Raw genomic sequence first — 22,622 nt, 5'->3', positions numbered from 1 at the left:
GGTGTCGACGATAGGTAAACGAGACATGGCCCGCTGTAGCAAACTGGCCAATAATATTTGCGTTTACGCCAAAACGAGGCTTTCGATGCGCAATGGTTCGATCGATGTATTGGATGCGACGCCCCGGGCTGTGGTCGCCATCGGCACCGACTATCCCCATGGATACCTGTTGCCGCTACACCGCCATCGCCGTGCGCAGTTGCTCTACGGTGCAACTGGGGTGATGAAGGTCAGCACGCAGGACGGTAACTGGGTGGTGCCGCCGCAACAGGCGGTATGGATTCCGCCAGGGGTCGCCCATGAAGTGTTGATGCTGGGCGTCAGCACGCGCAGCCTGTACCTTGAACCAGCTGTCATCACAGGCATGGACAGCCGTTGCCAGGTCATCGGCGTGTCGCCCCTGATGCGCCAGCTTCTGATAGAGGCCGTGGAGCTTGTACCGGACTACGACGAAGCCGGACGCGATGGTGCGCTGGTCCAACTGCTCTTGCATGAGCTGCCGCGCAGCGCCCCTTTGCCACTGCACCTTCCATTGCCCAAGGAGCCCCGCTTGCTGGGCCTGTGCCAGATCTTCCTGACAAAACCCGACGCCCATGCGTCGCCTGTGCAATGGGCCGAGCAGTTGCACGTCAGCCTGCGATCGTTCAATCGCCTGTTCAGGCAGCATACGTCGCTGAGTTTCAGCCAATGGCGACAACAGGCCAGCGTCCTGTCGGCATTGTCTCGATTGGCTGTAGGAGATTCAGTGACCAGGATTGCCCTTGATCTGGGCTATGACAGTCCCGCGGCGTTCTCCACGATGTTTCGAAGGATCCTGGGCCAGGCCCCGAGCGCCTGGCTGGAGAAAACCACCGGTCATCCATCAAAAAAATGAGATTGATCCGGGCTCAAAACAACTGTACAAAAACACAGTATTTTTGAACCCACCGCTTTGGAGAACCCCCATGGCCTCTCTCGCAATCAAAACCACCCTGGAACGCATCGCTGTCTACCAGTTCACCCCCGCCCACAGTGCCCAGGCCCGAGCCATGCTGGGCTGGAGTGTCGAGGAATTGTCCCGCCAGTCCGGTGTTTCAGTTCCGGCCATACGGCGCTTCGAAGCCGGCGGGGAGTTGCGCGACGTGACGCGCCTGGCCCTGGCCTTTCGACTGGAAGCCGAGGGCCTGGTGTTCTTCCCTGGCTTCGCACCGGGGCGCGGCATGAACATCAAGGGTGCCACGCCGGATCCCATGGAGCGGGCCGATTACGCGATGATCGAATGACCCTGCGGGTGTGACACGGTATCAGGCCATACCGGTCTGGTTCTGGTAGGCCGACGCCTCCACATCCAGCCACCAGGCCCGGCCACGTTGCGGTTGCGTAAGGCTGAAGGCTTCGCCCATCCGCGGCGTGGTGATGAGAACGTTACGCTCCCAGGCCAGGGCCAGGATTCGGTCGAAGGGTTCGTACCAGGCATGCATCGACAGGTCGAACGTCCCGTTATGGATCGGCAGCAGCCAACGGCCCCTGAGATCGATATGCGCCTGGAGGGTCTGTTCGGGCTGCATGTGGATCAGGGGCCATTCGACGTTGTAGGCACCGGTTTCCATCAGGGTCAGGTCAAAGGGGCCGTAGCGATTGCCGATGCGTTTGAAGCCATCGAAATAACCGGTATCGCCGCTGAAGAAAATCCGGGTGTCACCGTCGATCATCACCCACGAGGCCCACAACGTGCTGTTGCCGTCGAACAGGCCCCGACCGGAAAAATGCTGGGAGGGGGTGGCGATGAACTCGATACCGTCCACCTCGGTGCCCTGCCACCAGTCCAGCTGACGCACCTTGCTGGCGTCGACGCCCCATTTGACCAGGGTATCGCCCACTCCAAGTGGCGTCAGGAAATGCTCGGTCCTGTCGGCGAGCTGGATGATGGCCTGGTGATCGAGATGGTCGTAATGATCGTGGGAAAGAATCACCGCCTCGATGGGCGGCAGCTCTTCCAGGCTGATGGGCGGTTGGTGAAAGCGTTTAGGGCCGGCCCACTGCACCGGGGAGGCACGCTCGGAAAAAACCGGGTCGGTCAGCCAGAATTTGTCCCGAAGCTTGAGCAGTACGGTGGAATGGCCCAGGCGAAAGACACTGCCATTGGGCGCCGCCAGCAGCTCGGCACGGGTCAACGGCCGGACCGGGACGGCGCCCTTAGGGCGGGTGTCGCGGGGCTTGTGGAAGACCATGTTCCACAGAATGCGCAAGGCCTTGCCGACCCCTTCCCGAGGCGTCGAGGCGTGGTTGCGATACTTTCCTTGCTCCCGTCGAGACGCGGGATGAATAGATGAGCTGTCGGACGAAATAGAGGGATGGGTCATGATGCGATAACTCCAAGGGCGTCACTGGCATTGCGCTTCGCCGTTGTTGAACGCTAAATGGCCGTTGCATGCACGCTCAGCCGTTCGCTTGATGGTAAAACTACACCGACCGGTGTAGGTTGCAGACTGCATCACTGCCGACAACAAGTAAACCACCGAGTGTAACTTATCTTTTCTGGACTATTTTTACCCATGACCGTACCGCAGCGCCTCACCGACCGAAAACGCGAAGCCATCCTGGAGGCCGCCATTGCCGAATTTCGCAGCAGTGGTTTCGATATCACCAGCATGGACAAGATCGCGGCAACGGCCGGTGTGTCGAAGCGCACGGTGTATAACCACTTTCCGAGCAAGGAAGAACTTTTCGCTGAGATCCTGAACCGGTTATGGAACAGCGTGACGGCAGAGCAGGAAACCGCCTACGACCCCGACAGGCCTCTGCGCGAGCAGCTTCGTCGATTGCTGCAAGCCAAACTGCACATGCTGGCGGACGATAACTTCCTCGACCTGGCGCGCATCGCCATCGCCGCAACGATCCATTCTCCCGAGCGGGCACAGAACATGGTTGCGCGCATGGGACAGCGTGAAGAAGGCCTGACGGCCTGGATTCGCCAGGCCCAGGCCGATGGCCGGTTGAAAGCTGTGGAGCCGGCCTTTGCCGCCCAGCAGATGCACGGGCTGATCAAGACGTTCGCCTTCTGGCCGCAGATTTCCATGGGCCAACCTGGCCTGACCGCTGAGCAACAGACCCAGGTGGTTGAATCGGCCCTCGACATGTTCCTGGCCCATTATCAGCGTTGATACTCAACGCAGCCGCACGCTACGCCCCAGTTCATCGAACAACGTCACCACCGAGCGCAAGGCCCGGCAGTCTGGCCGGGTCAGGAGCCAAAGCGCCGTGTCGTAGCCAGCCAACGGTTCACCCAAGGACGTGAGGCCCTGGGCGTCATCGACCAGGAAGTCCGGCAGCGCCGCGATGCCCAGGCCGGCGCGCACCAGCTCGGTGACCGAGAGCATGCTGTTGCAGCAATAAGCCGGTATCACGCCGGGAAAATGCTGGCGGCGCCAGGTCACGGTGGGGTGGTCGGGCAGGAAGTCGTCGGGCGCGATCCAGGTCATTGCTGCCAGGTCATCCGAAGTCACAGCGCACAGGTAAGACGGGCTCGCACATACCCGGAAGGTCACATCACCCAGATGTCGGCCGACCAGGTGCTCCGGTGGCGTGCGGGTCAATCGCAATGCGATATCAGCGTCGCGGCGACTCAGGTTGGCGAAGTCGTTGGACGTACTCAGTTCCAGGTGCAACGCCGGATAGGCGGGCATGAACCTCGCCAGAGCAGGCAGTAACAGCGCTTGCAGGACCGAGTCGGTACAGGTCAACCGCACCGTGCCGCTGACCACCTCCCCGCCCTGCTCCACGCCGATACGCGCAGCTTCCAGGGCTTGCTCGGCACGCTCGGCCTGTTCGGACAATGCCTGTGCCAGGCTCGTGGGCAAATACCCGGCACGGCTCTTCTCGAACAGTGGCTGTCCCAGCGACGCCTCAAGCCGACGCACCGAACGAAACACCGTCGATACGTCCACCTGCAACAGCCGTGCGGCCCGAGCCAGGGAGCCGCCACGCACCAGCGCCAGAATCAGGGACAGGTCGGGATAGTCCAGGCGATATTGCGTCGATGCATTGAGCACTTGGGTAAACGCCAATATTGATTGCGTGAACGCCAATCTATAGTGGCGGCCAGGAATCAACAAGCGGCAGGCCTTCCCATGGAAAAACAGCGTCCTTCGCACATCGCCCTTGTCGGCGATCATGACCCGCAGATAATCGCCCACCGGGCCATTCCCCTGGCCCTGGAGATGATTGGCCAGCAAACCGGCCAGCTCGTGAGTTTCCAATGGCTGGCAACGGAATCCATCAGTCATGGGAGCGTTCTGGAAGGCTTCGACGGCATCTGGTGCGTGCCCGGCAGTCCTTACCGAAACGAAACCGGGGCCTTGGACGCCATTCGTTTTGCCCGCGAACAGGGTCGCCCTTTCCTGGGCACCTGCGGCGGTTTCCAACATGCGATGCTGGAATATGCCCGCAACGTCATGGGCTGGGCCGATGCCGTCCATGGCGAAACCGCCCCGCAAGCCGAACGCATCCTGCTGACACCGCTGAGCTGTGCTCTGATCGAAACCATCGACAGCCTTGGGCTCGTAGCGGACTCATTGACGGCCAAGGCTTATGGTCGCCAGACGGTGTTCGAAGGGTATCGGTGCCGCTTCGGCGTCAATCCGCGGTTCGAGAAGGAGCTATTGGACGGACCGCTGTACGCCGTCGCCAGGGATCCGGCCGGCGAGCTGCGCGCCGTGGAACTGCGGGGGCATCCGTTCTTTGTCGCCACGCTGTTCCAGCCTGAGCGCGCGGCCTTGGAAAACCGCATCCCGCCGCTGGTCAATGCATTTGTCGAAGCCTGCCGGAGCGTAGCCCCGTGAGTGAACATTATTACGCCGTTATCTTCACTTCCCTGCGCACCGATGCAGACCAAGACTACGCCGAAGCCGCCGAGCGCATGCTGGCGCTGGCCAGGGAACAGCCGGGTTTTCTCGGCGTCGAATCGGCCCGTGGCGAGGACGGCCTGGGCATCACGGTTTCCTACTGGAGCAGCGAAGCGGCGATCCAGAGCTGGAAGCGGCATCCTGAACATCGTGCAATCCAGGAGCGCGGTCGCGCCACCTGGTACACCCATTTCCACACGCGGGTGTGCAAGGTCGAACGGGAATATGCGTTCCAGCGCCAGGTCTGAGCGCGCTTCTTGCCCCCGTGGTGAGGGACCTGCCCAACACCACGCGATTGCCGATATCCGCCCGGTTCAGCCGTTCACCAACTGACGCACCGCCATGATCTCCGGCAGGTCACTACGTGCCATGTACACCCGCAGGGGTTCGGTAAGGTTGATCCGATCGTCGATGTTCTGGTCCAGCAGCAACTGGATCCGCTCGCGCTTCAGGATCATGGTGCCTTGGGCGGCAGGGGCCCAGACGAATTCGCTGGTGGGGATAATGCCGTCGTCGGCCACGTCCATGCCGAAGGCGTCTTCGCTGAAACGCACGATGTACTGGCCGGTCTTGCGGTTCAGGCCGACAAAACCCTGGAGCTGATCGGCGGCCTGGCAGATGAAGGTCGAAGTGGTGCGCATGGTAAACCTCATGGATGCGTCCCGTGGGACGTCTGATCGATGGTTTACACGCAGGGCAAGCGATTGTGTTCAGGTCTCCCTCTGCCGGGGAAACTGTTGCCGCCAAGAGTACTGCAAAGCCGCCTGAAAAGCCGTGGGAAAAATCTGCTTTACGCAGCTTTGTGTCGGTCTGGCGATAGCGTTCGGCGCATCGAGTTGTTAAAAGATAGGTTTTTGCGAACCTACGAAAGGAACTCGAGCATGCCTGTTACCTTCACCCGCAGCGCCTTGATGTTGAGCCTGTTGCTCGGCTTCGGTCAGACACACGCAGCCGAGGCCTCGACTCCCAAGGCATTGGCGACCCTCCAGGGCATCCCCCATCCGGCAGTGATCGCCCACCGTGGCGCTTCATTCGACGCGCCGGAATCCACCGCCGCGGCCTACAAGCTGGCCCGCGACCTGGGCGCCGATTACCTGGAGCTGGATCTGCAACGCAGCAAGGACGGTGTGCTCTTCGTCCTGCATGATGACAGCCTGCTGCGCACCACGGACGTCGCGACCAGGTTTCCCGAACGCAAGGACAGCCCCGCCAATGCGTTCACCATGGCGGAACTCAAAACCCTCGACGCTGGCAGTTGGTTCAATGCCGCCTACCCGGATCGGGCGCGCCCTGCGTTCGCAGGGCTGAAAATCCTGACCCTCGATGAAGTCATCAACATCGCCGAAGGCAATCCGGCCCAGAAGCCCGGGCTGTACATCGAAACCAAGGAGCCGAAACTGTTCCCGGGTATCGAACGCGACCTGAAGGACAAGCTGCAGGACCGTGGCTGGCTGAGCCCGGCCGGGTCCAAGCTGGCCAAGAGCGCGACCGGCGTGGGCCAGGGCAAGGGCAAGGTGGTCTTGCAGACCTTCGAGAAGAGCAGCCTGGAACTGCTGCACAAAGAAATGCCGAAAGTGCCCAAGGTCCTGTTGCTGTGGGTAGGCGAAGGCAATATCGAGCCAAAATCCAAGGTGACGTTCGCCGAGTCCGGCGAAACGGACAAGGGGGTCTATTACGCCAGGCAGGAGCCCAAGGACCGAGCCGAATTCGAGAAATGGGTACGTTACGCCAAGGACCAGGGCGCAATCGGCACAGGCCCTTCCGCGGCGTTGACCCATGGGGGCAGCCAGAGCTATGCGGACCTGGTACAACCCTGGATGAACCAGTACACCCATGACCAGGGCTTGCTGGTGCACGTCTACACCGTGGACGAAGCCGTGGATTTCAAGAAGGTGATGGATGCCGGCGTGGATGGCATCTTTACCAACCGCGCCAGTGAACTGCTCAAGTACTTCAAGCGTCCTGAGACTGGCAGCGTCGTGCAGTTGCTGGAGAAGAACGGTTACTAAACTACGTCAGCCTATGGGTTGAACACATTGGGCCCATAGGCCTTGTTCTGCGCTTTTCTTGATTCTTTTGAAATTAAGGGTGAATTAAGTTGCCAGAGTTAGCCTGAGCCCACTTAAACAACACACCCTTTCGATGACACCAAGGAAAGAACTTATGAAAACTTTGACTGCCCTGTTCACCGCCGCCGCCCTGACCCTCACCGCTGGCCTGGCCCAAGCGGACGTACGCATCGACCAGGTTCCACAACTGGTCAAGGAAGGCAAGATCAAATCCCTGGAGTCGATGAATGAGGAAGCCCTGAAACTGCACCCGGGCGCCACCATCACCGACACTGACCTGGATAACCACTTCAATGGTTACGAATATGAAGTGGAACTGAAAACCGCCGACGGCAAAGAGTTCGATGTCGACTTCGATGCGACAACCGGCAAAGTCCTCAGCAACAAGCAAGACAGATAATTCGCAGGCAAGACAATAAAAGCCGCACAACTTTCGAGTTGTGCGGCTTTGTTTTTTCCAGGTGAAAGAACTTGTAACTCCATTGCGCAACCCGGCTCTTTCAGGCCATACCCTTGCCGTCCAACTGTCACACAACCATCAAGAAAGCTTGCGATGATGGCCTCAAGTGAACCTGTGGATGCCACAGGCACTTCCCGCCAGCGAGACCTCATGAACCACAGCCTCGACCAAAGCCATCGCGACCCGGACCTGTTCGGCCTGCTCTATGGATTTCGTTTCAAACCCGGCGAACGCGGGCGGGAGATCGACTCGGCGCAGGCCCTGCAATATCTGCAGCAATCGCAAGACGACAATGCATTCCTCTGGCTGCACCTGAACCTGGCCCACGCGGCGTGCGAACGCTGGATGAAAAGCCATCTGCGCCTGCCACAGGAATTTTTCGAAGCCTTGCATGAAGGCTCGCGTTCGACCCGCATCGAGCATGTCGATTCGGCGCTGCTGGCAGTGGTCAACGACGTGGTGTTCAACCTCAGCAGCATGGTTTCCTCGGACGTCTCCACCCTGTGGGTTTGCGTGCACAGCCGATTGATTGTCAGCGCACGCCTGCAACCCCTGCACTCGGTGGACAAGCTGCGCTCTTCGGTCAAGGCCGGCGAATGCTTTCGCTCGCCACTGGAATTGCTCGTGCACTTGCTACGCGATCAGGGCGAAGTGCTGACTCAGATCGTGCGCAAGACCAGCCTCAGCGTCGACCAGATCGAGGATGAGCTGCTGTCGTCGCGACTTTCAACCAACCGCGCAGAACTGGGCGCCAACCGCCGGGTACTGGTGCGTCTGCAACGGCTGCTGGCCCTGGAACCGGGTTCGCTGCTGCGCCTGCTCAACCGCCCGCCGCAGTGGTTGCAGAAAGAAGACGTCAAGGAACTGCGCAAATCCACTGAGGAGTTTGCCCTGATCATCAACGACCTCACCGCGTTGAGCGAGCGGATCAAGCTGCTGCAGGAAGAAATCGCCGCCAATCTCAACGAACAGACCAACCGTTCCCTGTTCACCCTGACGGTGGTCACGGTACTGGCCTTGCCCATCAACATCATCGCCGGTTTCTTTGGCATGAACGTCGGCGGCGTGCCCCTTGCAGACGATCCCGAAGGTTTCTGGGTCCTGGTAGTGCTGGTGGCGACCTTCACACTGATCGCCGGTCGATGGGCGTTCCGTAAGCGACGCGACTATTGAGCCAGGCCTTGCCAACGTCCTGAGGCGACGGTGCGCCGGAATCAGTCGTGGCGAGAGCGATCCCCCCCTCGCCACGACTGCGACAGCCTGCCCGGATAAAGCAGGTCAGGCACTCAACCGCGCCGTCACTTCGTTCAACTGCCCCGACAAGCCATGCAGGCCTCTACTGGCGGTTTCAGTGCGCTGTACGTTGTCCAGGTTGGTGCTGGCGATACAGGTGATTTCGGTCAGGTTGCGCGAAATATCCTCGGCCACCGACGTCTGTTCTTCCGCAGCCGTGGCGATCTGGCGGTTCATGTCGCGGATCGCCTCCACAGCCTGGGTGATACGTTCGAGCATGGCTCCAGCCTGGGTCACCTGTTGCACGCTTTCCTCGCTGCGGGTCTGGCCGCTTTCGATGGCCTGGGCCGCGTCCACCGCGCCGGTTTGCACGGTCTGGATGATCTGGTTGATCTCGATGATGGAAGAGGCCGTACGCTGCGCCAGGCTGCGCACTTCATCGGCCACTACCGCGAAGCCGCGCCCGGCCTCACCGGCACGGGCCGCTTCGATGGCCGCGTTGAGGGCCAGCAGATTGGTTTGTTCGGCGATGCCGCGAATCACTTCGAGCACTTTGCCGATGCGCCCGCTGTCGGTTTCCAGCTGGCGGATCACCGTGGCGGTATTGGCGATTTCGCCGCGCATGCGTGTGATGGTATGGATGGTTCCCTGCATGACCTTCTCGCCCTGCTGCGCCGAATGATCGGCATCGTCGGCCGCCCGCGCGGCGTCGGCGGCGTGGCGCGCCACCTCCTGGGCAGTGGCGGACATCTCGTTCATCGCCGTGGCGACCTGGTCGGTACGTTCGAATTGCTCGTTGGTGCCCTGGCTCATCAGGCCGGCGATGGCATTGAGTTCGCCGCTGGCGCTGTCCAGCTCCGAAGCACTGCGCTGCAAGCGCGAGAAAGTTTCGGCGAGAAAATCACGCAAGGTATTGGCCGCCAGGGCCAGGTCGCCCAGTTCATCCTGGCGGTGGCTGACCACTCGCTCGGCGAAACGGCCGCGGCTCAGTTGAGTCACGTATGCAATCAGGCTCCGGATGGGCTGTACCAGGTTGCGATTGACCAGCCACAGGCTGAACACACCGATCAGCAGGCCCGACACCAGCATGATTGCGGTGCCCGACAGGATCGTTCGATCGGCACCGGCACTGATCAGCACCGACTGCTCCTTGCTCAGCTTGCGAAGCTCGATGACCAGTTCGCTCATCTGCTCGCTGGTTGCGCGGTCGACACCCTTGACTGCGGCGTCGCCTGCCGCCGCATCGCCGCCCGCAGCGACGAAAGCATCACGGCCCTTCTGATAGGCCGCGCCCAACTGACGATGTTCGCTGCGCAATTGTTCAAGGCGGGTCTTGATGGTTGCCGGTACACCTTCGCGCCCGATCAATTCTCCCAGGATCCCCTGGACATCGCGCTGGCGATCCTCGAACTGCTTCCAGTACTTATCCAGGTCCGCCGGTTGCTTGCCACGCAACAGCACGTTTTTCCACTCCTGGACCTGCACCTTGAATTGCAGGTTGGCCTCATCGATCAACTGCGAGGCGCGCAGCGGCCCATCGATCAGGCTTCGATAGTTCTGGATGCCATCGGAAAGGAAATGAAAGGACGCCAGGGCGATCAGCAACATCGCCAGCAGGCTCCCGCTCAGCAGAGCAAGAATCTGGGCTCTCAGGGATTTTTGCAGAAACATGGAGGCAGCTCTCCAGGAAGTAATAAGGCCAGGCCCCGAACAGTGCGTCCGGACTTCCTTGTCTCGCGCAAGCCATGTCACGGCATGAATGCGGGGATATGTCTTGAACATCGACCTGTCATCCGCGTTCTTGAGCGCTTGCGATCACCGTTCATCCGATTGTTGGCGCCTGACGGCGGGCTTGCATAGGCCTGTCTGGACAAGCCCTTTTGTCGGCCGAACGGGATTTAAAAGTCTTTTTGTCATTTCTCCTGCTGTATCCTGCCCAGGCTTTGAAAAAGCGCGGATCTACCCGATCTGTCAACAGACTTTGCGAGGAGCGCGATATGCACGAGATTCCCAATCTCCCCTTCCCAAGCCTGCACGAAACTGAGCAGACGACCACGCGACAAGCTGGGGGGCAACCTGACGCCCGCCAACCCGAGCCCAAAGAAGCCGCAGAACGCCGCCAGGCCGACAGCGAAAACTGATTCACACTGATCCAGCCGCAACACCAGACCGTGTGGAAAACGCTAAGATGCGTTTTCCACACTGCCTGAACCCGAGTCCCGCCATGACCGACGACACATCTACCTTCAGCGAAGCCCAGGCCAGCGTACTGATCGGCACCGCCGAGAAAATGGTCGATGTCTGGACACGCCTTTCCCCCGAGAAACAGGCTGCGCTGCTGGCGCGTTTCGGTAGCGAGGAAAATGCCATCGCCGCCCTGGTGACCACGCAACTGGTAGCCGGGAAAGACGACGACGGATCGGCGAGGGGCAAATAGTTCTACTTTTTCACGCCTGGATACCACGTCCGCCGTTATCATAAGCAGCCTATCTATTTCGCTGTTCCGTGGACCCTTTCCCCATGTCAGATTCCCAGCGCCCCCTGGCGGTCACGCTGCAAGTCGTTTCCATCGTCCTGTTCACCTTCATTGGCTACCTGAACATCGGCATTCCCCTGGCCGTGCTGCCCGGTTTCGTCCACGGCGAGCTGGGGTTCGGCGCGGTCATCGCCGGGCTGGTGATCAGCGTCCAGTACCTGGCGACACTCCTCAGCCGTCCTTACGCCGGTCGAATCATCGACAACCTCGGCAGCAAGCGCGCCGTCATGTTCGGCCTTGCCGGGTGCGGGCTGAGCGGTGTATTCATGCTGGTATCCGCCTGGCCCCATGAGTTGCCGACCCTGAGCCTGATCAGCCTGCTCATCGGGCGCCTGGTGCTGGGGAGCGCGGAAAGCCTGGTAGGTTCGGGCTCGATTGGCTGGGGCATCGGCCGGGTCGGCGCGGCGAATACCGCCAAGGTGATTTCCTGGAACGGCATCGCCAGCTACGGCGCGCTGGCGATTGGCGCCCCGCTGGGGGTGTGGTTGGTCAAGTCCCTGGGCCTCTGGAGCATGGGCGTCAGCATCATCCTGCTGGCGGTGCTGGGGGTGGCATTGGCCTGGCCGAAAACCGCCGCGCCCATCGTCGCTGGCGAACGGCTGCCCTTCGTGCATGTGCTGGGACGCGTCCTGCCGCATGGTAGCGGCCTGGCCTTGGGCTCCATCGGCTTTGGCACCATCGCAACGTTCATCACGCTGTATTACGCGACGCAACATTGGGATAACGCAGTGTTGTGCCTGAGCTTGTTCGGCGCCTGCTTCATCGGGGCACGCTTGCTGTTCGGCAACCTGATCAACCGTCTGGGCGGTTTCCGCGTGGCAATTGCCTGCCTGTCGGTGGAGACCCTGGGCCTGCTGCTGTTGTGGCTGGCACCCGATGCCCATTGGGCATTGGCGGGCGCGGCGTTGAGCGGGTTCGGCTTTTCCCTGGTATTTCCGGCCCTGGGGGTGGAAGCGGTCAACCTGGTACCGGCTTCCAGCCGCGGCGCGGCGGTGGGTGCCTATTCGCTGTTCATCGATTTATCGCTGGGGATCACCGGACCGTTGGCTGGGGCCATTGCCGCGGGTTTTGGCTTTGCCTCGATCTTTCTGTTCGCTGCGTTGGCGGCCCTGGGCGGGCTGGCATTGAGCATCTATCTGTACCGACAGGCGCCGAGGTATCGCGAGGAACGGGAGCGAATCTAGTGGGCTACCTCTATTATCCCATTAGAAGTCCACCTTACCGCGCCCGGCCTTGATCGAGCCGCGACGGGTCTTGGATTCCAGGCGACGGGTCTTGGAGCCCAGGGTCGGTTTGGTCGGGCGACGCTTCTTCTCCACCTTGATGGCACCGAGAATCAGTTCGGTCAGGCGCGCCAGGGCGTCAGCCCGGTTCTGTTCCTGCGTGCGGTACTGCTGGGCCTTGATGACCAGCACACCGTCGCCGGTAATGCGGCTGTCACGCAGGGCCAGCAACCGTTCCTTGTAGAACTCGGGCAAGGACGAGGCCGGAATGTCGAAGCGCAAGTGCACGGCGCTGGACACCTTGTTGACGTTCTGCCCGCCGGCGCCCTGGGCACGGATGGCCGTCAATTCGATCTCGGCGTCCGGAATGTGCACTGTGTTGGAAATCACCAGCATGGGAAAGGGTCCGGTATCAGGACGCTCAGGATACCCCGAATACCCCAGACAACGCCTAACCCTGTGGGAGCGAGCTTGCTCGCGATTGCAGTGTGTCAGTCACCCTTGATATTGCTGACCCACCATCGCGAGCGAGTTCGCTCCCACAGGGTTTCGTGCTTACTTGGCAGGCGCCACGACCAATTCCTGCCTGGCACTGCGCTTGTTCTTGACCAGGTAGCAGACCCACATGAACGCCACCCACACCGGAATCGCATAGACCGAGATCTGGATACCGGGGATCAGCAACATCACGCCCAGGATGAACACCACGAACGCCAGGCAGATGTAGTTGCCGTAGGGATACCACAGCGCCTTGAACAGCGGTGTCTGGCGGGCCTGGTTCATGTGCTGGCGGAACTTGAAATGCGAGTAGCTGATCATCGCCCAGTTGATCACCAGGGTCGCGACCACCAGGGACATCAGCAACTCCAGCGCGTGTTGCGGAATCAGGTAGTTGAGCAACACCGCCACCAGGGTCACCGCCGCCGAGGCAAGGATCGAGCGCACCGGCACGCCACGCTTGTCGATCTTGGCCAGCATGGCAGGCGCGTCTCCCTGCTCGGCCATGCCCAGCAGCATGCGGCTGTTGCAATAGGTGCCACTGTTGTACACCGACAACGCGGCGGTCAGCACCACGAAGTTGAGGATGTGCGCCGCGGTGTTGCTGCCCAGCATCGAGAACACCTGTACGAACGGACTGCCGCTGTAGGCATCGCCGGAGGCGTTGAGGGTGGTCAACAGGCTGTCCCAGGGGGTCAGGGACAACAGCACCACCAGGGCACCGATATAGAAAATCAGGATCCGGTAGATCACCTGGTTGATGGCCTTGGGAATCACGGTCTTCGGTTTGTCGGCTTCGGCGGCGGTAAAGCCGAGCATTTCCAGGCCACCGAAGGAGAACATGATGATCGCCATCGCCATCACCAGGCCGCTCACGCCGTTGGGGAAGAATCCGCCATGGCTCCACAGGTTGGTCAGCGAGGCTTGCGGCCCGCCATGACCGCTCACCAGCAGGTAGCTGCCCAGGGCAATCATGCCGACAATCGCCACGACCTTGATGATGGCGAACCAGAATTCGGCCTCGCCGAAGACTTTGACGTTAGCCAGGTTGATGGCGTTGATCAGGATGAAAAATGCTGCCGCCGAGGCCCAGGTCGGGATGTCCGGCGCCCAGTAGTGGATGTACTTGCCCACCGCTGTCAGCTCGGACATGCCCACCAGGATATACAGAATCCAGCAGTTCCAGCCCGACAGGAAGCCCGCGAAACCGCCCCAGTACTTATGGGCGAAGTGACTGAAGGAACCGGCTACCGGCTCCTCGACGATCATTTCGCCCAACTGGCGCATGATCATGAATGCGATGAAGCCGCAGATGGCATAGCCCAGGATCATCGACGGGCCGGCCGACTTCAGCACCCCCGCCGATCCGAGGAACAGGCCGGTGCCGATTGCGCCACCGAGGGCGATCAGTTGAATGTGTCGATTTTTCAGGCCGCGTTTCAGCTCGCCTGAATGCGAGTTTTGTCCACTCATGAAAAAGGTCTCACGCAAGGTTTGATGATGTTCGTCAGGACGTTGCCACTCGAATCGGATTTCAAGCGGCGCCGATCAAACCCCAGCGCAGGCACCAGGAATTCAGCGTTCTTACAACGGTCATGCGTCACCTGTTTGTTTTTATCTGTGACGAAATCGAACCCGACACGCTTGTGGCGTGGCGGAGTGAACAAGGCGGATAACCTTGAAGGTGCGTGGGTACGCGAAGGGTCACAGTAAAACGCGGCGCATTGTACACCGCCGACCCCCTGCTGCCAGACACCACCGGATCAGCGTGTCATTTGCCGGGATCGCATGAGGCCGCCTCGAAGATCCCGGGCGGCTGCGAATCAAGGTCCAGGCCCTTGCGAGCCCTCGAAGTGAGCGACGTGGAAACACCACGACGCAAGGGATGGAGTTGAGCTACGGCGTTCATTGCGCCTCCTTCTTGTTATGCACCTGCACGACAGGCATGGAGCGCATCTCACCTTTCCTGCCGTGAGGAAACAAGCACTGGAACCCCTTTCGATCGAGCGCCGTGCGGCTGCCCTGGAATCTTTTTCTTACATGCCTTGAAGGCCGTGTCAGGAGGCGGATGAACGGCGTCTTTTCGTCATTATTTCTTTACAGAGCGTAACGCAAAATTTCCACATGGGAATTTCTTGTAAGACGTCTGCAAATTGACGGTAGGAAGCTTCCTAATTAAAAAACATTTCCAGGTGACTGTTTTTTCAGGGTAAAAAAATCACTGAAAATGGAATAAAAAGTTTATTCACGAAAAATAGAAAAATTTTTTTTGCATTCCAAAAAACCCTCGACTAGGTTTTAGCGACTTGCCAAGGCATCTGCCGGCAAGCCTTTGCGAGGCCACTTCCAGTCAGTTCTCACTCACCGGAACGCTGCGCAAATTTCCGTAAAAGTCATCTAGGAGATTCACTATGCAAGCACTGGACAAGGACTTGGAAACCGAACTGCAACTGGACGAATGGTTTGAAGCGCCAACCCATGAAGCCGCCGTTGAAATGATGCAAGCCGATGCCGTCGTTCCGTTCGGCACGGCGATGTGGCCTCTGTAAGCACGACCCGGCGGAGGTGATCCGGCCGGTCGGCTCCGCCACTTTTTCGGGTCGTCAGGAAGTCAATCAATCTGTCAGGGAATAATAAGCATGGACACGCAACGAGCCATCTCACATTTCCTTTACTACCTCGAACACCACCCCGCCCTGGCCGGCATCCAGCCCGCCAAGGTGCTACTCGGCCACACCGCTGACTATGAAGCACTGACCGGTGCCATCGCCGAACAGGCAGCAAGCAGCTCGCCTTTGCGGTTCAGCGCCATGCGCCTGGACCTCGAGACCACGGAGCGTGTGTCCAAGGCAATTGCCGAAAGCGACCTCTACATTTTCTTCTATGACTCCTCCACCCTGCCCAACCCGCGCCCCGACGGTCCGGACTTTGTCCGTGCGCTGCAAGGCGTGATGGCGGATAACTGGAGAAAATCGCTGCTGTTCAAGGACTATGGCGATTATTTCTATGACACCTTCAGCGTCATCCCACAACGCATCGCGGGACTCAACAGCCACCTGATCCGGCGCATGTCCCAAGCGACCACGCTGAGTTTCCAGGATGACCACGGCTCGTATTTCGACACTGCCCTGAGCAGCGTGAAAAAATGGACCGACATCAACGGCGTCGGCAACTTCGACCTGGCGCCGGGTGAAATCGCCACCCACAGCGACACCATCAATGGGCAGGTAAAATTTCTCGGCACCTTCCTCAGCACTATTCCGTTCGCGCGCAAGTATGGTGTGCTGCAATCACCGCTGGAGCTGTGGATCGAAGACTCCACCATCCGGAAGATCGCCACCGACGTACCGGGTCTGGAACACGATTTCAACCGGTACCTGGACGCCAATCCGTCCAACCGTCGCATCGAGGAACTGGGCATCGGCACCAACGAAGGGGTCAAGAGCCTCTACGCCCGCAACGCCGGTTTCGAGGAGCGTCATTGCGGCCTGCACCTGGGGCTCGGCGGCGGCGCCAAGGGCAGTCATCACCTGGATCTGATTTTCGAGAGCGGTGTGCTGGCGCTGGACAACGAACCCATGTTCGACGGGCGCTTCGTGTTTTAAGAGAAACGTTGCACGTGGGGCAAAAAAAACGCCAACCCAACGGTTGGCGTTTTTTCATGCCGCGTGTGGCTTGGAACGGCCTCACTCCGGTTTGCGACGTCCAAATCCAGGACGCTGGCCGCTGCCGGCCGGGGCGCCACGGCGCTTGTCAGACGGCGTATCGCGATCAACCAGGGTGATACCCGGACGTTTCTTCGAGGTTGGCTTGGCCGGACGCTTGACGTCAGCCGGACGCTCAGCCACTGGCGTGCCCCGACCTTCGCCACGTTCGGTACGGCCAATGGCCGGACGTGGCGTACGCGGGCCGCGTTCGCCGTCCTGGCGAGGCCCAGGCTTGCGGGCCGGGCGTTCGCCTTCGAGCTGCGGCTCGCGGGGCGCGCGCGGAGCCGTTGCGCCATCGGCCGCAGGGCGCAGGGTGCGCACACGTTCGGTCTTGCCCATCGGACGCGAGGACTTGCGCTGCATCCGCTCCAGCTTGTCCTTGCTCTTGGCGGTCATCTGCGGCATGGCCACAGGCTTGAGGCCCACCTCGGCCGCCAGGATGTCGACTTCCTGCTGGCTCATTTCGCGCCAGCGGCCCATCGGCAGGTCGGAGTTGAGGAACACCGGACCGAAACGCACACGCTTCAGCCGGCTCACCACCAGCCCCTGGGACTCCCACAGACGCCGGACTTCACGGTTACGGCCTTCCATGACCACGCAGTGATACCAGTGGTTGAAACCTTCACCGCCCGGTGCCTGCTTGATGTCGGTGAAACGCGCCGGGCCGTCTTCCAGCACCACGCCGGCCTTCAGGCGCTCGATCATCTCATCGTCGACTTCACCACGGACCCGCACGGCGTACTCGCGGTCCATCTCGTAGGACGGGTGCATCAGGCGGTTGGCCAGTTCACCGTCGGTGGTGAACATCAGCAAGCCTGTGGTGTTGATGTCCAGGCGACCGATGTTGATCCAGCGGCCTTCCTTTGGGCGCGGCATCTTGTCGAACACGGTCGGACGGCCTTCCGGGTCGTCACGGGTGCAGATCTCGCCGTCGGGCTTGTTGTACATGATCACGCGGCGCACCGTTTCGGCGGCCTCTTCGCGCTTGATCACCTTGCCATCGATGGTGATGGCGTCATGCAAGTCGACGCGCAGGCCCAGGGTGGCCTCCTTGCCGTTGACCTTGATCCGGCCCTGGGTGATCCAGGCTTCCACGTCGCGGCGCGAGCCGACGCCGATACGGGCGAGGACTTTTTGCAGTTTCTCGCCTGCGGGGCCGATTTCCTGGGTGTCGTTCTGGTCTTGGTCTTTCATGCTGGGCACCTCCCGGTGTGTTCCGGTCAGGTCAGGCCTGACGCTTTGAAAACGGGTCGTTCGGCGAAGGGTTCGCCAAAGGGTCGCGAATCATACGCCCGTTCAGGCGTTTGCGCATCACAGACTAGCTGATCGATACACCGTCAACGCTTTTTCCGCCGACCGGTGCTGCCCAACCTGATCAGCCGCAACGCCGCCTCGGCGAGCACGGTGCGCTTGTCGTCCTTGTCGAGTTTCTTCCAGGCCTTGATCTCGCGCTTGCTGCGGCCACAGCCGATGCAGATGTCATCGTCGAACTTGCAGAGGCTGATGCAGGGGTCTTTAGTGGAACTCATGGTCATTTCCTGCTGGCACTGCCGCTCCGACGGGATGCAGCCTGATCAGTCGTCGAGCTGGCGCCGCTCGTTTTCGATCGCTTCGGCCAGCGCGCGGGCTTCGGCCTCTTCTTCACTCAGCTCGGGTTCGGGCTCGCGCGGTTCAAGGGCGGCCACGGCAGCCAGCAGCTTCTCCCGGGCTTCGGCCACGCCAAGGATATCCTGCTCGGGTTCGGCCTGGGGTTCGCTTTCAATGCCAGGCGCCTCCTCTTCCGTTACCGGTGGACCGTCACGCAGCAGGTCATCGAAATCGGTCTTGAGGCCTTCTTCCATTGTGTCCAGTTCCAGCAACAGCGAATGGAAACTGGTTTCTTCCCTGGGCTCCTCCGGTTCGGCGCTGGCATCGGCCAGTTCCTGCAGACCTGGAGGCACGGGGGCGTCGTCGAACTCCAGCACCGGTTCGGGCTCCAGCTCACGCAGTTCGGCCAACGGTGGCAGCTCGTCCAGGTTCTTCAGGTTGAAGTGGTCGAGGAATGCCTTGGTAGTGGCGAACATCGCCGGCTTGCCGGGTACATCGCGATAACCCACCACGCGGATCCACTCACGCTCCAGCAACGTCTTGACGATATGGCTGTTCACCGCCACGCCGCGGACATCCTCGATTTCGCCCCGAGTGATCGGCTGGCGATAGGCAATCAACGCCATGGTTTCGAGCATGGCCCGGGAGTAGCGCTGCGGTCGCTCTTCCCACAGGCGTCCGACCCAGGGCGCGAATTTCTCGCGGATCTGCAGGCGGTAGCCGGAAGCCACTTCCTTGAGTTCGAAGGCCCGTCCCTCGCAGGACTTGCCCAACAGCGCCAAGGCTTTCTTGAACACGGCCGGCTCCGGCCGCTCGCCTTCCTCGAAGAGTTCGAACAGGCGCTCCATCGATTGCGGCTTTCCCGAAGCCAACAGGAAAGCTTCAAGCAAGGGCGCCAGTTCACGGGGTTCAGTCAGATTCATCGATTCGCTCGTTATTCGGCTCGTGCCCGCACATGGATCGCGGCGAACGGCTCATTCTGCACCAGCTCGACCAAGGATTCCTTGACCAGTTCCAGGATCGCCATGAAGGTCACCACGACTCCCAAGCGCCCTTCCTCGACGGTGAACAGCTCCACGAACGGCACGAAGCCGCCGCCCTTGAGCCGCTCCAGCACATCGCTCATGCGCTCGCGGGTGGACAACGCTTCGCGGCTGACCTGGTGGCTTTCAAACATATCGCCGCGGCGCAGGACTTCAGCCATGGACATCAGCAGTTCTTCCAGACTCACGTCCGGCAACAATTTGCGCGCCCGCGCTTCTGGCGCATCGAGCTTGGGTACCACCACATCCCGGCCGACCCGGTTCAAGCCATCGAGACCTTCGGCCGCGACCTTGAAACGTTCGTACTCCTGCAAGCGGCGGATCAACTCGGCGCGGGGATCGTCCTCTTCTTCCTCGACCTCGGCCGAGCGTGGCAGCAGCATGCGCGACTTGATCTCCGCGAGCATGGCCGCCATGACCAGGTATTCGGCCGCCAGTTCCAGGCGTACCGACTGCATCAGCTCGACGTAGCCCATGTACTGGCGCGTGATCTCCGCCACCGGAATGTCGAGGATATTGATGTTCTGTTTGCGGATCAGGTAGAGCAGCAGGTCGAGGGGCCCCTCGAAAGCTTCGAGGAATACTTCCAGCGCATCCGGCGGAATGTACAAGTCCAGGGGCATTTCCATGACCGCCTGGCCATAGACCATGGCGAACGGCAGCTCCTGCTGGGCGCCTGCCTGGCTGTCGGTCGTGTCCACCACGGTCTCCACAGCCGACATTCAGGCCTCGACCATGAACGGCGTCGGGTCGCCGCAGCCCACGCGCACCACTTGCGGCTCGCCGTCGGCCAGGTTGATCACGGTAGAGGCCTTCATGCCGCCGAAACCGCCGTCGATGATCAGGTCCACCTGATGTTCGAGCACCTGGCGAATTTCATAGGGATCGGTCATCGGCTCGGTCTCGCCGGGCATGATCAGCGTCACGCTCATCAGCGGCTCGCCCAGTTCCGCCAGCAAGGCCAGGGCAATGGGATGGCTCGGCACGCGTAGGCCGATGGTGCGTTTCTTCGGGTGCAACAACAGCCGCGGTACTTCACGGGTGGCGTTGAGGATAAAGGTGTAAGGCCCCGGCAAATGGGCCTTGAGCAGGCGGAAGGTACCGGTATCGATCTTGGCGAACAGGCCCAGCTGCGACAGATCGCTGCAGATCAACGCGAAATTGTGCTTGTCGTCCAATTGGCGCAGGCGTCTGACCCGCTCCACGGCGTTCTTGTCGCCAATCTGGCAGCCGATGGCGTAGGAAGAGTCGGTGGGATAGACCACCACGCCACCGCTACGAATGATTTCCACCGCCTGCTTGATCAGGCGCGCTTGCGGGTTTTCCGGATGAATCTGGAAAAATTGACTCACGTGTTCTACCTGTTCAGACGGCGACGGGATCATGTTTGAATCTACACCAAAGCGGTGGCAGATCTTCGGGTAGCGGGCGGTACTCGCCTATCTCGGACCAGCCCCCCGGGCCATGGAAATCACTGCCGGCGGTCACCAACAGCCCGAACTCCCGGGCCAGGATCGCCAGGCTGCCGACCTGTTCGGCCGGCTGGTGGCCATTGACCACCTCGATGGCATGGCCCCCTGCTTGAATATAGTCGGCTATCAGGCGGCGGCGTTTGCTACGGGTGAAATCATAATGCCAGGGATGCGCCAGGCTGACCCAGGCACCGGCGGCCCGCAGGGTTTCGACGGTTTCCTCCAGCGTCGGCCAATGTTGCTTGACGTCCCCCAGCTTGCCGGCCCCCAGCCATTTGCGGAAGGCGTCGGCGCGGTCCTTGACGAACCCCTCGCGCACCATCCAGTCGGCGAAGTGCGGCCGGGCCGGTGCGTTGCCGCTGTCCCCCAGCTCCTGCTGGATCTGCCGCGCGCCCTCCAGGGCGCCAGGCATGCCCTTGAGGGCCAGCTTGCGGCCGATCTCTTCGGCACGCAGCCAGCGGCCGTCGCGCAATTGCGCGATGGCACGGACCAGCGACGGTGCGTCGACATCGAAACCATAGCCCAGCACGTGAATGGTCGCCCCACCCCATGTGCAGGACAATTCGACGCCGTTGATCAGTTGCATGCCCAGGGCCGTCGCCGCGCCACGGGCCTCTTCGAGGCCCTCGAGGGTGTCGTGATCGGTCAGGGCCAGGACTCGCACGCCGTGCTCGAACGCCCGCGCCACCAGAACCGCAGGCGCCAGGGCGCCATCGGAGGCCGTGCTATGGCAGTGCAAATCAACATTCACGGGGGTGTGTTACCTCGAATCAGCTGGCCCTATCGCGGCCAAGGATGTTTGTTATTATGCCGCCACATCCTGCTTCTGGCTGCCATTGTGAAACAATTCATCGACTTCATCCCGCTCCTGCTGTTCTTCATCGTCTACAAACTTGATCCCCGGGCCATCGACATTGCCGGTCAGTCATTGACCGTAGGCGGCATCTACAGCGCCACCGCGGTACTGATCATCAGCTCCGTGGTGGTCTATGGAGCGCTGTTCGTGTCCCAGCGCAAACTGGAAAAAAGCCAGTGGCTGACCCTGATCGCCTGCCTGGTTTTCGGCAGCCTGACCCTGGCCTTCCACAGCGAAACCTTCCTCAAGTGGAAAGCACCGGTGGTCAACTGGCTGTTCGCCCTGGCCTTCATCGGCAGCCACTTCATCGGTGATCGCCTGCTGGTCAAGCGCATCATGGGCCACGCCGTGAACCTGCCGGACCTGATCTGGACCCGGCTCAACATCGCCTGGATCGCCTTTTTCCTGTTCTGCGGCGCGGCCAACCTGTTCGTTGCGTTCACGTTCCAGCAATACTGGGTCGACTTCAAGGTATTCGGCAGCCTGGGCATGACGCTGTTGTTCCTGGTCGGCCAAGGTATCTACCTGTCCCGCCATCTGCACGATGCCGACCCCACCACGCCAAAAACCGAGGACTGACATGCTCTACGCAATCATTGCCACCGACGTCGCCAATTCCCTGGAAAAACGCCTGGCCGCCCGCCCTGAGCACCTGGAACGCCTGCAACAGCTCAAGGCCGAAGGTCGTGTCGTGCTGGCCGGCCCGCACCCGGCGGTGGACAGCAACGACCCGGGCGCCGCCGGCTTCACCGGCAGCCTGATCGTGGCCGAGTTCCCTTCCCTGGCCGATGCCCAGGCCTGGGCCGAAGCCGATCCGTTCGTGACCGCCGGCGTCTACGCCAATGTCGTGGTCAAGCCGTTCAAGCAAGTCATGCCGTGACCCTTCGCGCAGTGAGCCTGGGTGGCTCATTGCGCTCAATTGCTCATTATTCTCGTTTGCCTGCCGACAACCTGCCCAGGCTTGGGCTTTGTACAAAAAGTGCCTTCGCGACGATCTGGCTGCGTTGATAACGGGCTTGCCTGATCACGCGCTCGGCGACTTTTCGTACAAAGCC

Annotated in this window: 27 protein-coding genes and 1 pseudogene; 15 read left to right on the top strand and 13 right to left on the bottom strand. The window is 60.9% G+C overall.

Features of this window, described 5'->3' with window-relative positions:
- Window positions 1-85 precede the first annotated feature (85 nt).
- The gene (locus tag BW992_RS13755; protein WP_076406417.1) at window positions 86-874 is read left to right on the top strand and encodes an AraC family transcriptional regulator; all 789 of its coding nucleotides are present in this window, start codon (window positions 86-88) and stop codon (window positions 872-874) included.
- Between the two features lie 70 nt (window positions 875-944).
- Window positions 945-1,262, top strand: a complete 318-nt coding sequence (locus BW992_RS13750; RefSeq protein WP_072394915.1) for a helix-turn-helix domain-containing protein — start codon at window positions 945-947, stop codon at window positions 1,260-1,262.
- A gap of 21 nt (window positions 1,263-1,283) precedes the next feature.
- Here the strand turns inward: BW992_RS13750 and BW992_RS13745 are convergent, their stop codons facing one another.
- The gene (locus BW992_RS13745) at window positions 1,284-2,342 is read right to left on the bottom strand and encodes an MBL fold metallo-hydrolase (RefSeq protein WP_072432016.1); all 1,059 of its coding nucleotides are present in this window, start codon (window positions 2,340-2,342) and stop codon (window positions 1,284-1,286) included.
- 192 nt (window positions 2,343-2,534) lie between these two features.
- Here BW992_RS13745 and BW992_RS13740 point away from each other — a divergent pair, with 192 nt between their 5' ends.
- A complete protein-coding gene (locus BW992_RS13740) occupies window positions 2,535-3,143 on the top strand; it encodes a TetR/AcrR family transcriptional regulator (protein ID WP_072394919.1) in 609 nt (202 codons plus the stop codon).
- Window positions 3,144-3,146: 3 nt separating this feature from the next.
- Here BW992_RS13740 and BW992_RS13735 read toward each other — a convergent pair whose 3' ends face one another.
- Complete coding sequence (locus tag BW992_RS13735; protein WP_072394921.1) at window positions 3,147-4,094, bottom strand: LysR family transcriptional regulator; 948 nt, start codon at window positions 4,092-4,094, stop codon at window positions 3,147-3,149.
- Window positions 4,095-4,109: 15 nt separating this feature from the next.
- Here BW992_RS13735 and BW992_RS13730 point away from each other — a divergent pair, with 15 nt between their 5' ends.
- Both BW992_RS13730 and BW992_RS13725 read left to right on the top strand, forming a co-directional pair.
- Window positions 4,110-4,820 (top strand): CTP synthase C-terminal region-related (seleno)protein, encoded by a 711-nt coding sequence (locus tag BW992_RS13730; RefSeq protein WP_076406415.1) that lies wholly within the window; start codon window positions 4,110-4,112, stop codon window positions 4,818-4,820.
- Window positions 4,817-5,131 (top strand): antibiotic biosynthesis monooxygenase family protein, encoded by a 315-nt coding sequence (locus BW992_RS13725; RefSeq protein ID WP_072394925.1) that lies wholly within the window; start codon window positions 4,817-4,819, stop codon window positions 5,129-5,131. The genes BW992_RS13730 and BW992_RS13725 overlap by 4 nt, the downstream gene beginning before the upstream one ends.
- Before the next feature lie 66 nt (window positions 5,132-5,197).
- On the opposite strand, the gene BW992_RS13720 is transcribed toward BW992_RS13725, so the two are convergent.
- Entirely contained in the window at window positions 5,198-5,524 is a 327-nt protein-coding gene (locus BW992_RS13720; protein ID WP_072394927.1) for a DUF2025 family protein, read from the bottom strand.
- 240 nt (window positions 5,525-5,764) lie between these two features.
- Here BW992_RS13720 and BW992_RS13715 point away from each other — a divergent pair, with 240 nt between their 5' ends.
- The 3 genes from BW992_RS13715 (at window position 5,765) to BW992_RS13705 (ending at window position 8,585) form a co-directional block, all read left to right on the top strand.
- Window positions 5,765-6,892, top strand: a complete 1,128-nt coding sequence (locus BW992_RS13715) for a glycerophosphodiester phosphodiesterase (RefSeq protein ID WP_076406413.1) — start codon at window positions 5,765-5,767, stop codon at window positions 6,890-6,892.
- Between the two features lie 154 nt (window positions 6,893-7,046).
- Window positions 7,047-7,352: a PepSY domain-containing protein gene (locus tag BW992_RS13710; RefSeq protein WP_072394931.1), complete on the top strand. Its 306-nt coding sequence runs from the start codon at window positions 7,047-7,049 to the stop codon at window positions 7,350-7,352.
- A gap of 210 nt (window positions 7,353-7,562) precedes the next feature.
- Window positions 7,563-8,585 carry a transporter gene (locus BW992_RS13705; protein ID WP_072395429.1) on the top strand — a complete coding sequence of 341 codons (1,023 nt, stop codon included), beginning with the start codon at window positions 7,563-7,565 and terminating at the stop codon, window positions 8,583-8,585.
- Window positions 8,586-8,690: 105 nt separating this feature from the next.
- On the opposite strand, the gene BW992_RS27530 is transcribed toward BW992_RS13705, so the two are convergent.
- Window positions 8,691-9,395, bottom strand: a complete 705-nt coding sequence (locus BW992_RS27530; RefSeq protein ID WP_371265283.1) for a methyl-accepting chemotaxis protein — start codon at window positions 9,393-9,395, stop codon at window positions 8,691-8,693.
- Window positions 9,396-9,623: 228 nt separating this feature from the next.
- Window positions 9,624-9,734: pseudogene (locus BW992_RS27525) on the bottom strand (hypothetical protein); the annotation flags it as partial.
- Window positions 9,735-10,525: 791 nt separating this feature from the next.
- On the opposite strand from BW992_RS27525, the gene BW992_RS26925 reads away from it, so the two are divergent.
- The 3 genes from BW992_RS26925 to BW992_RS13690 all read left to right on the top strand — a co-directional run bounded on the left by BW992_RS26925 (window position 10,526) and on the right by BW992_RS13690 (window position 12,365).
- A complete protein-coding gene (locus BW992_RS26925) occupies window positions 10,526-10,786 on the top strand; it encodes a hypothetical protein (protein ID WP_143007945.1) in 261 nt (86 codons plus the stop codon).
- A 47-nt stretch (window positions 10,787-10,833) separates the two neighbouring features.
- Window positions 10,834-11,082 carry a hypothetical protein gene (locus BW992_RS13695; RefSeq protein WP_072394935.1) on the top strand — a complete coding sequence of 83 codons (249 nt, stop codon included), beginning with the start codon at window positions 10,834-10,836 and terminating at the stop codon, window positions 11,080-11,082.
- An 83-nt stretch (window positions 11,083-11,165) separates the two neighbouring features.
- Window positions 11,166-12,365 (top strand): MFS transporter, encoded by a 1,200-nt coding sequence (locus BW992_RS13690; RefSeq protein ID WP_076406412.1) that lies wholly within the window; start codon window positions 11,166-11,168, stop codon window positions 12,363-12,365.
- 21 nt (window positions 12,366-12,386) lie between these two features.
- Here BW992_RS13690 and arfB read toward each other — a convergent pair whose 3' ends face one another.
- Both arfB and BW992_RS13680 read right to left on the bottom strand, forming a co-directional pair.
- The gene (gene arfB, locus BW992_RS13685; protein ID WP_072394939.1) at window positions 12,387-12,800 is read right to left on the bottom strand and encodes an alternative ribosome rescue aminoacyl-tRNA hydrolase ArfB; all 414 of its coding nucleotides are present in this window, start codon (window positions 12,798-12,800) and stop codon (window positions 12,387-12,389) included.
- Between the two features lie 159 nt (window positions 12,801-12,959).
- Window positions 12,960-14,375, bottom strand: coding sequence for an amino acid permease (locus BW992_RS13680; protein ID WP_072394941.1), 1,416 nt, complete (start codon window positions 14,373-14,375; stop codon window positions 12,960-12,962).
- Window positions 14,376-15,313: 938 nt separating this feature from the next.
- On the opposite strand from BW992_RS13680, the gene BW992_RS27075 reads away from it, so the two are divergent.
- Complete coding sequence (locus BW992_RS27075; RefSeq protein ID WP_003178782.1) at window positions 15,314-15,451, top strand: hypothetical protein; 138 nt, start codon at window positions 15,314-15,316, stop codon at window positions 15,449-15,451.
- 90 nt (window positions 15,452-15,541) lie between these two features.
- Window positions 15,542-16,507, top strand: coding sequence for a leucyl aminopeptidase (locus BW992_RS13670; RefSeq protein WP_072394945.1), 966 nt, complete (start codon window positions 15,542-15,544; stop codon window positions 16,505-16,507).
- An 81-nt stretch (window positions 16,508-16,588) separates the two neighbouring features.
- On the opposite strand, the gene rluB is transcribed toward BW992_RS13670, so the two are convergent.
- The 6 genes from rluB to BW992_RS13640 all read right to left on the bottom strand — a co-directional run bounded on the left by rluB (window position 16,589) and on the right by BW992_RS13640 (window position 21,462).
- Window positions 16,589-17,803, bottom strand: coding sequence for a 23S rRNA pseudouridine(2605) synthase RluB (gene rluB / locus BW992_RS13665; RefSeq protein WP_076406410.1), 1,215 nt, complete (start codon window positions 17,801-17,803; stop codon window positions 16,589-16,591).
- A gap of 143 nt (window positions 17,804-17,946) precedes the next feature.
- Window positions 17,947-18,138, bottom strand: a complete 192-nt coding sequence (locus tag BW992_RS13660) for a DUF1289 domain-containing protein (protein ID WP_072394949.1) — start codon at window positions 18,136-18,138, stop codon at window positions 17,947-17,949.
- A 45-nt stretch (window positions 18,139-18,183) separates the two neighbouring features.
- Window positions 18,184-19,119: an SMC-Scp complex subunit ScpB gene (gene scpB / locus BW992_RS13655; RefSeq protein WP_072432010.1), complete on the bottom strand. Its 936-nt coding sequence runs from the start codon at window positions 19,117-19,119 to the stop codon at window positions 18,184-18,186.
- Between the two features lie 11 nt (window positions 19,120-19,130).
- Window positions 19,131-19,829, bottom strand: a complete 699-nt coding sequence (locus tag BW992_RS13650; RefSeq protein ID WP_172834660.1) for a segregation and condensation protein A — start codon at window positions 19,827-19,829, stop codon at window positions 19,131-19,133.
- Between the two features lie 132 nt (window positions 19,830-19,961).
- A complete protein-coding gene (locus tag BW992_RS13645; RefSeq protein ID WP_072395442.1) occupies window positions 19,962-20,591 on the bottom strand; it encodes an L-threonylcarbamoyladenylate synthase in 630 nt (209 codons plus the stop codon).
- A 13-nt stretch (window positions 20,592-20,604) separates the two neighbouring features.
- Entirely contained in the window at window positions 20,605-21,462 is an 858-nt protein-coding gene (locus BW992_RS13640; RefSeq protein WP_072394955.1) for a PHP domain-containing protein, read from the bottom strand.
- Between the two features lie 87 nt (window positions 21,463-21,549).
- Between BW992_RS13640 and BW992_RS13635 the strand changes: the two genes are divergently transcribed.
- Together BW992_RS13635 and BW992_RS13630 are read left to right on the top strand one after the other, a co-directional pair.
- Window positions 21,550-22,146 (top strand): septation protein A, encoded by a 597-nt coding sequence (locus tag BW992_RS13635; RefSeq protein ID WP_072394957.1) that lies wholly within the window; start codon window positions 21,550-21,552, stop codon window positions 22,144-22,146.
- Between the two features lies 1 nt (window position 22,147).
- Window positions 22,148-22,447, top strand: a complete 300-nt coding sequence (locus tag BW992_RS13630) for a YciI family protein (RefSeq protein WP_072394959.1) — start codon at window positions 22,148-22,150, stop codon at window positions 22,445-22,447.
- Window positions 22,448-22,622 lie beyond the last annotated feature (175 nt).

Source organism: Pseudomonas sp. 7SR1 (genome assembly GCF_900156465.1).
GTDB lineage: Bacteria > Pseudomonadota > Gammaproteobacteria > Pseudomonadales > Pseudomonadaceae > Aquipseudomonas.
This window is presented reverse-complemented; position numbering and strand designations above follow the sequence as displayed.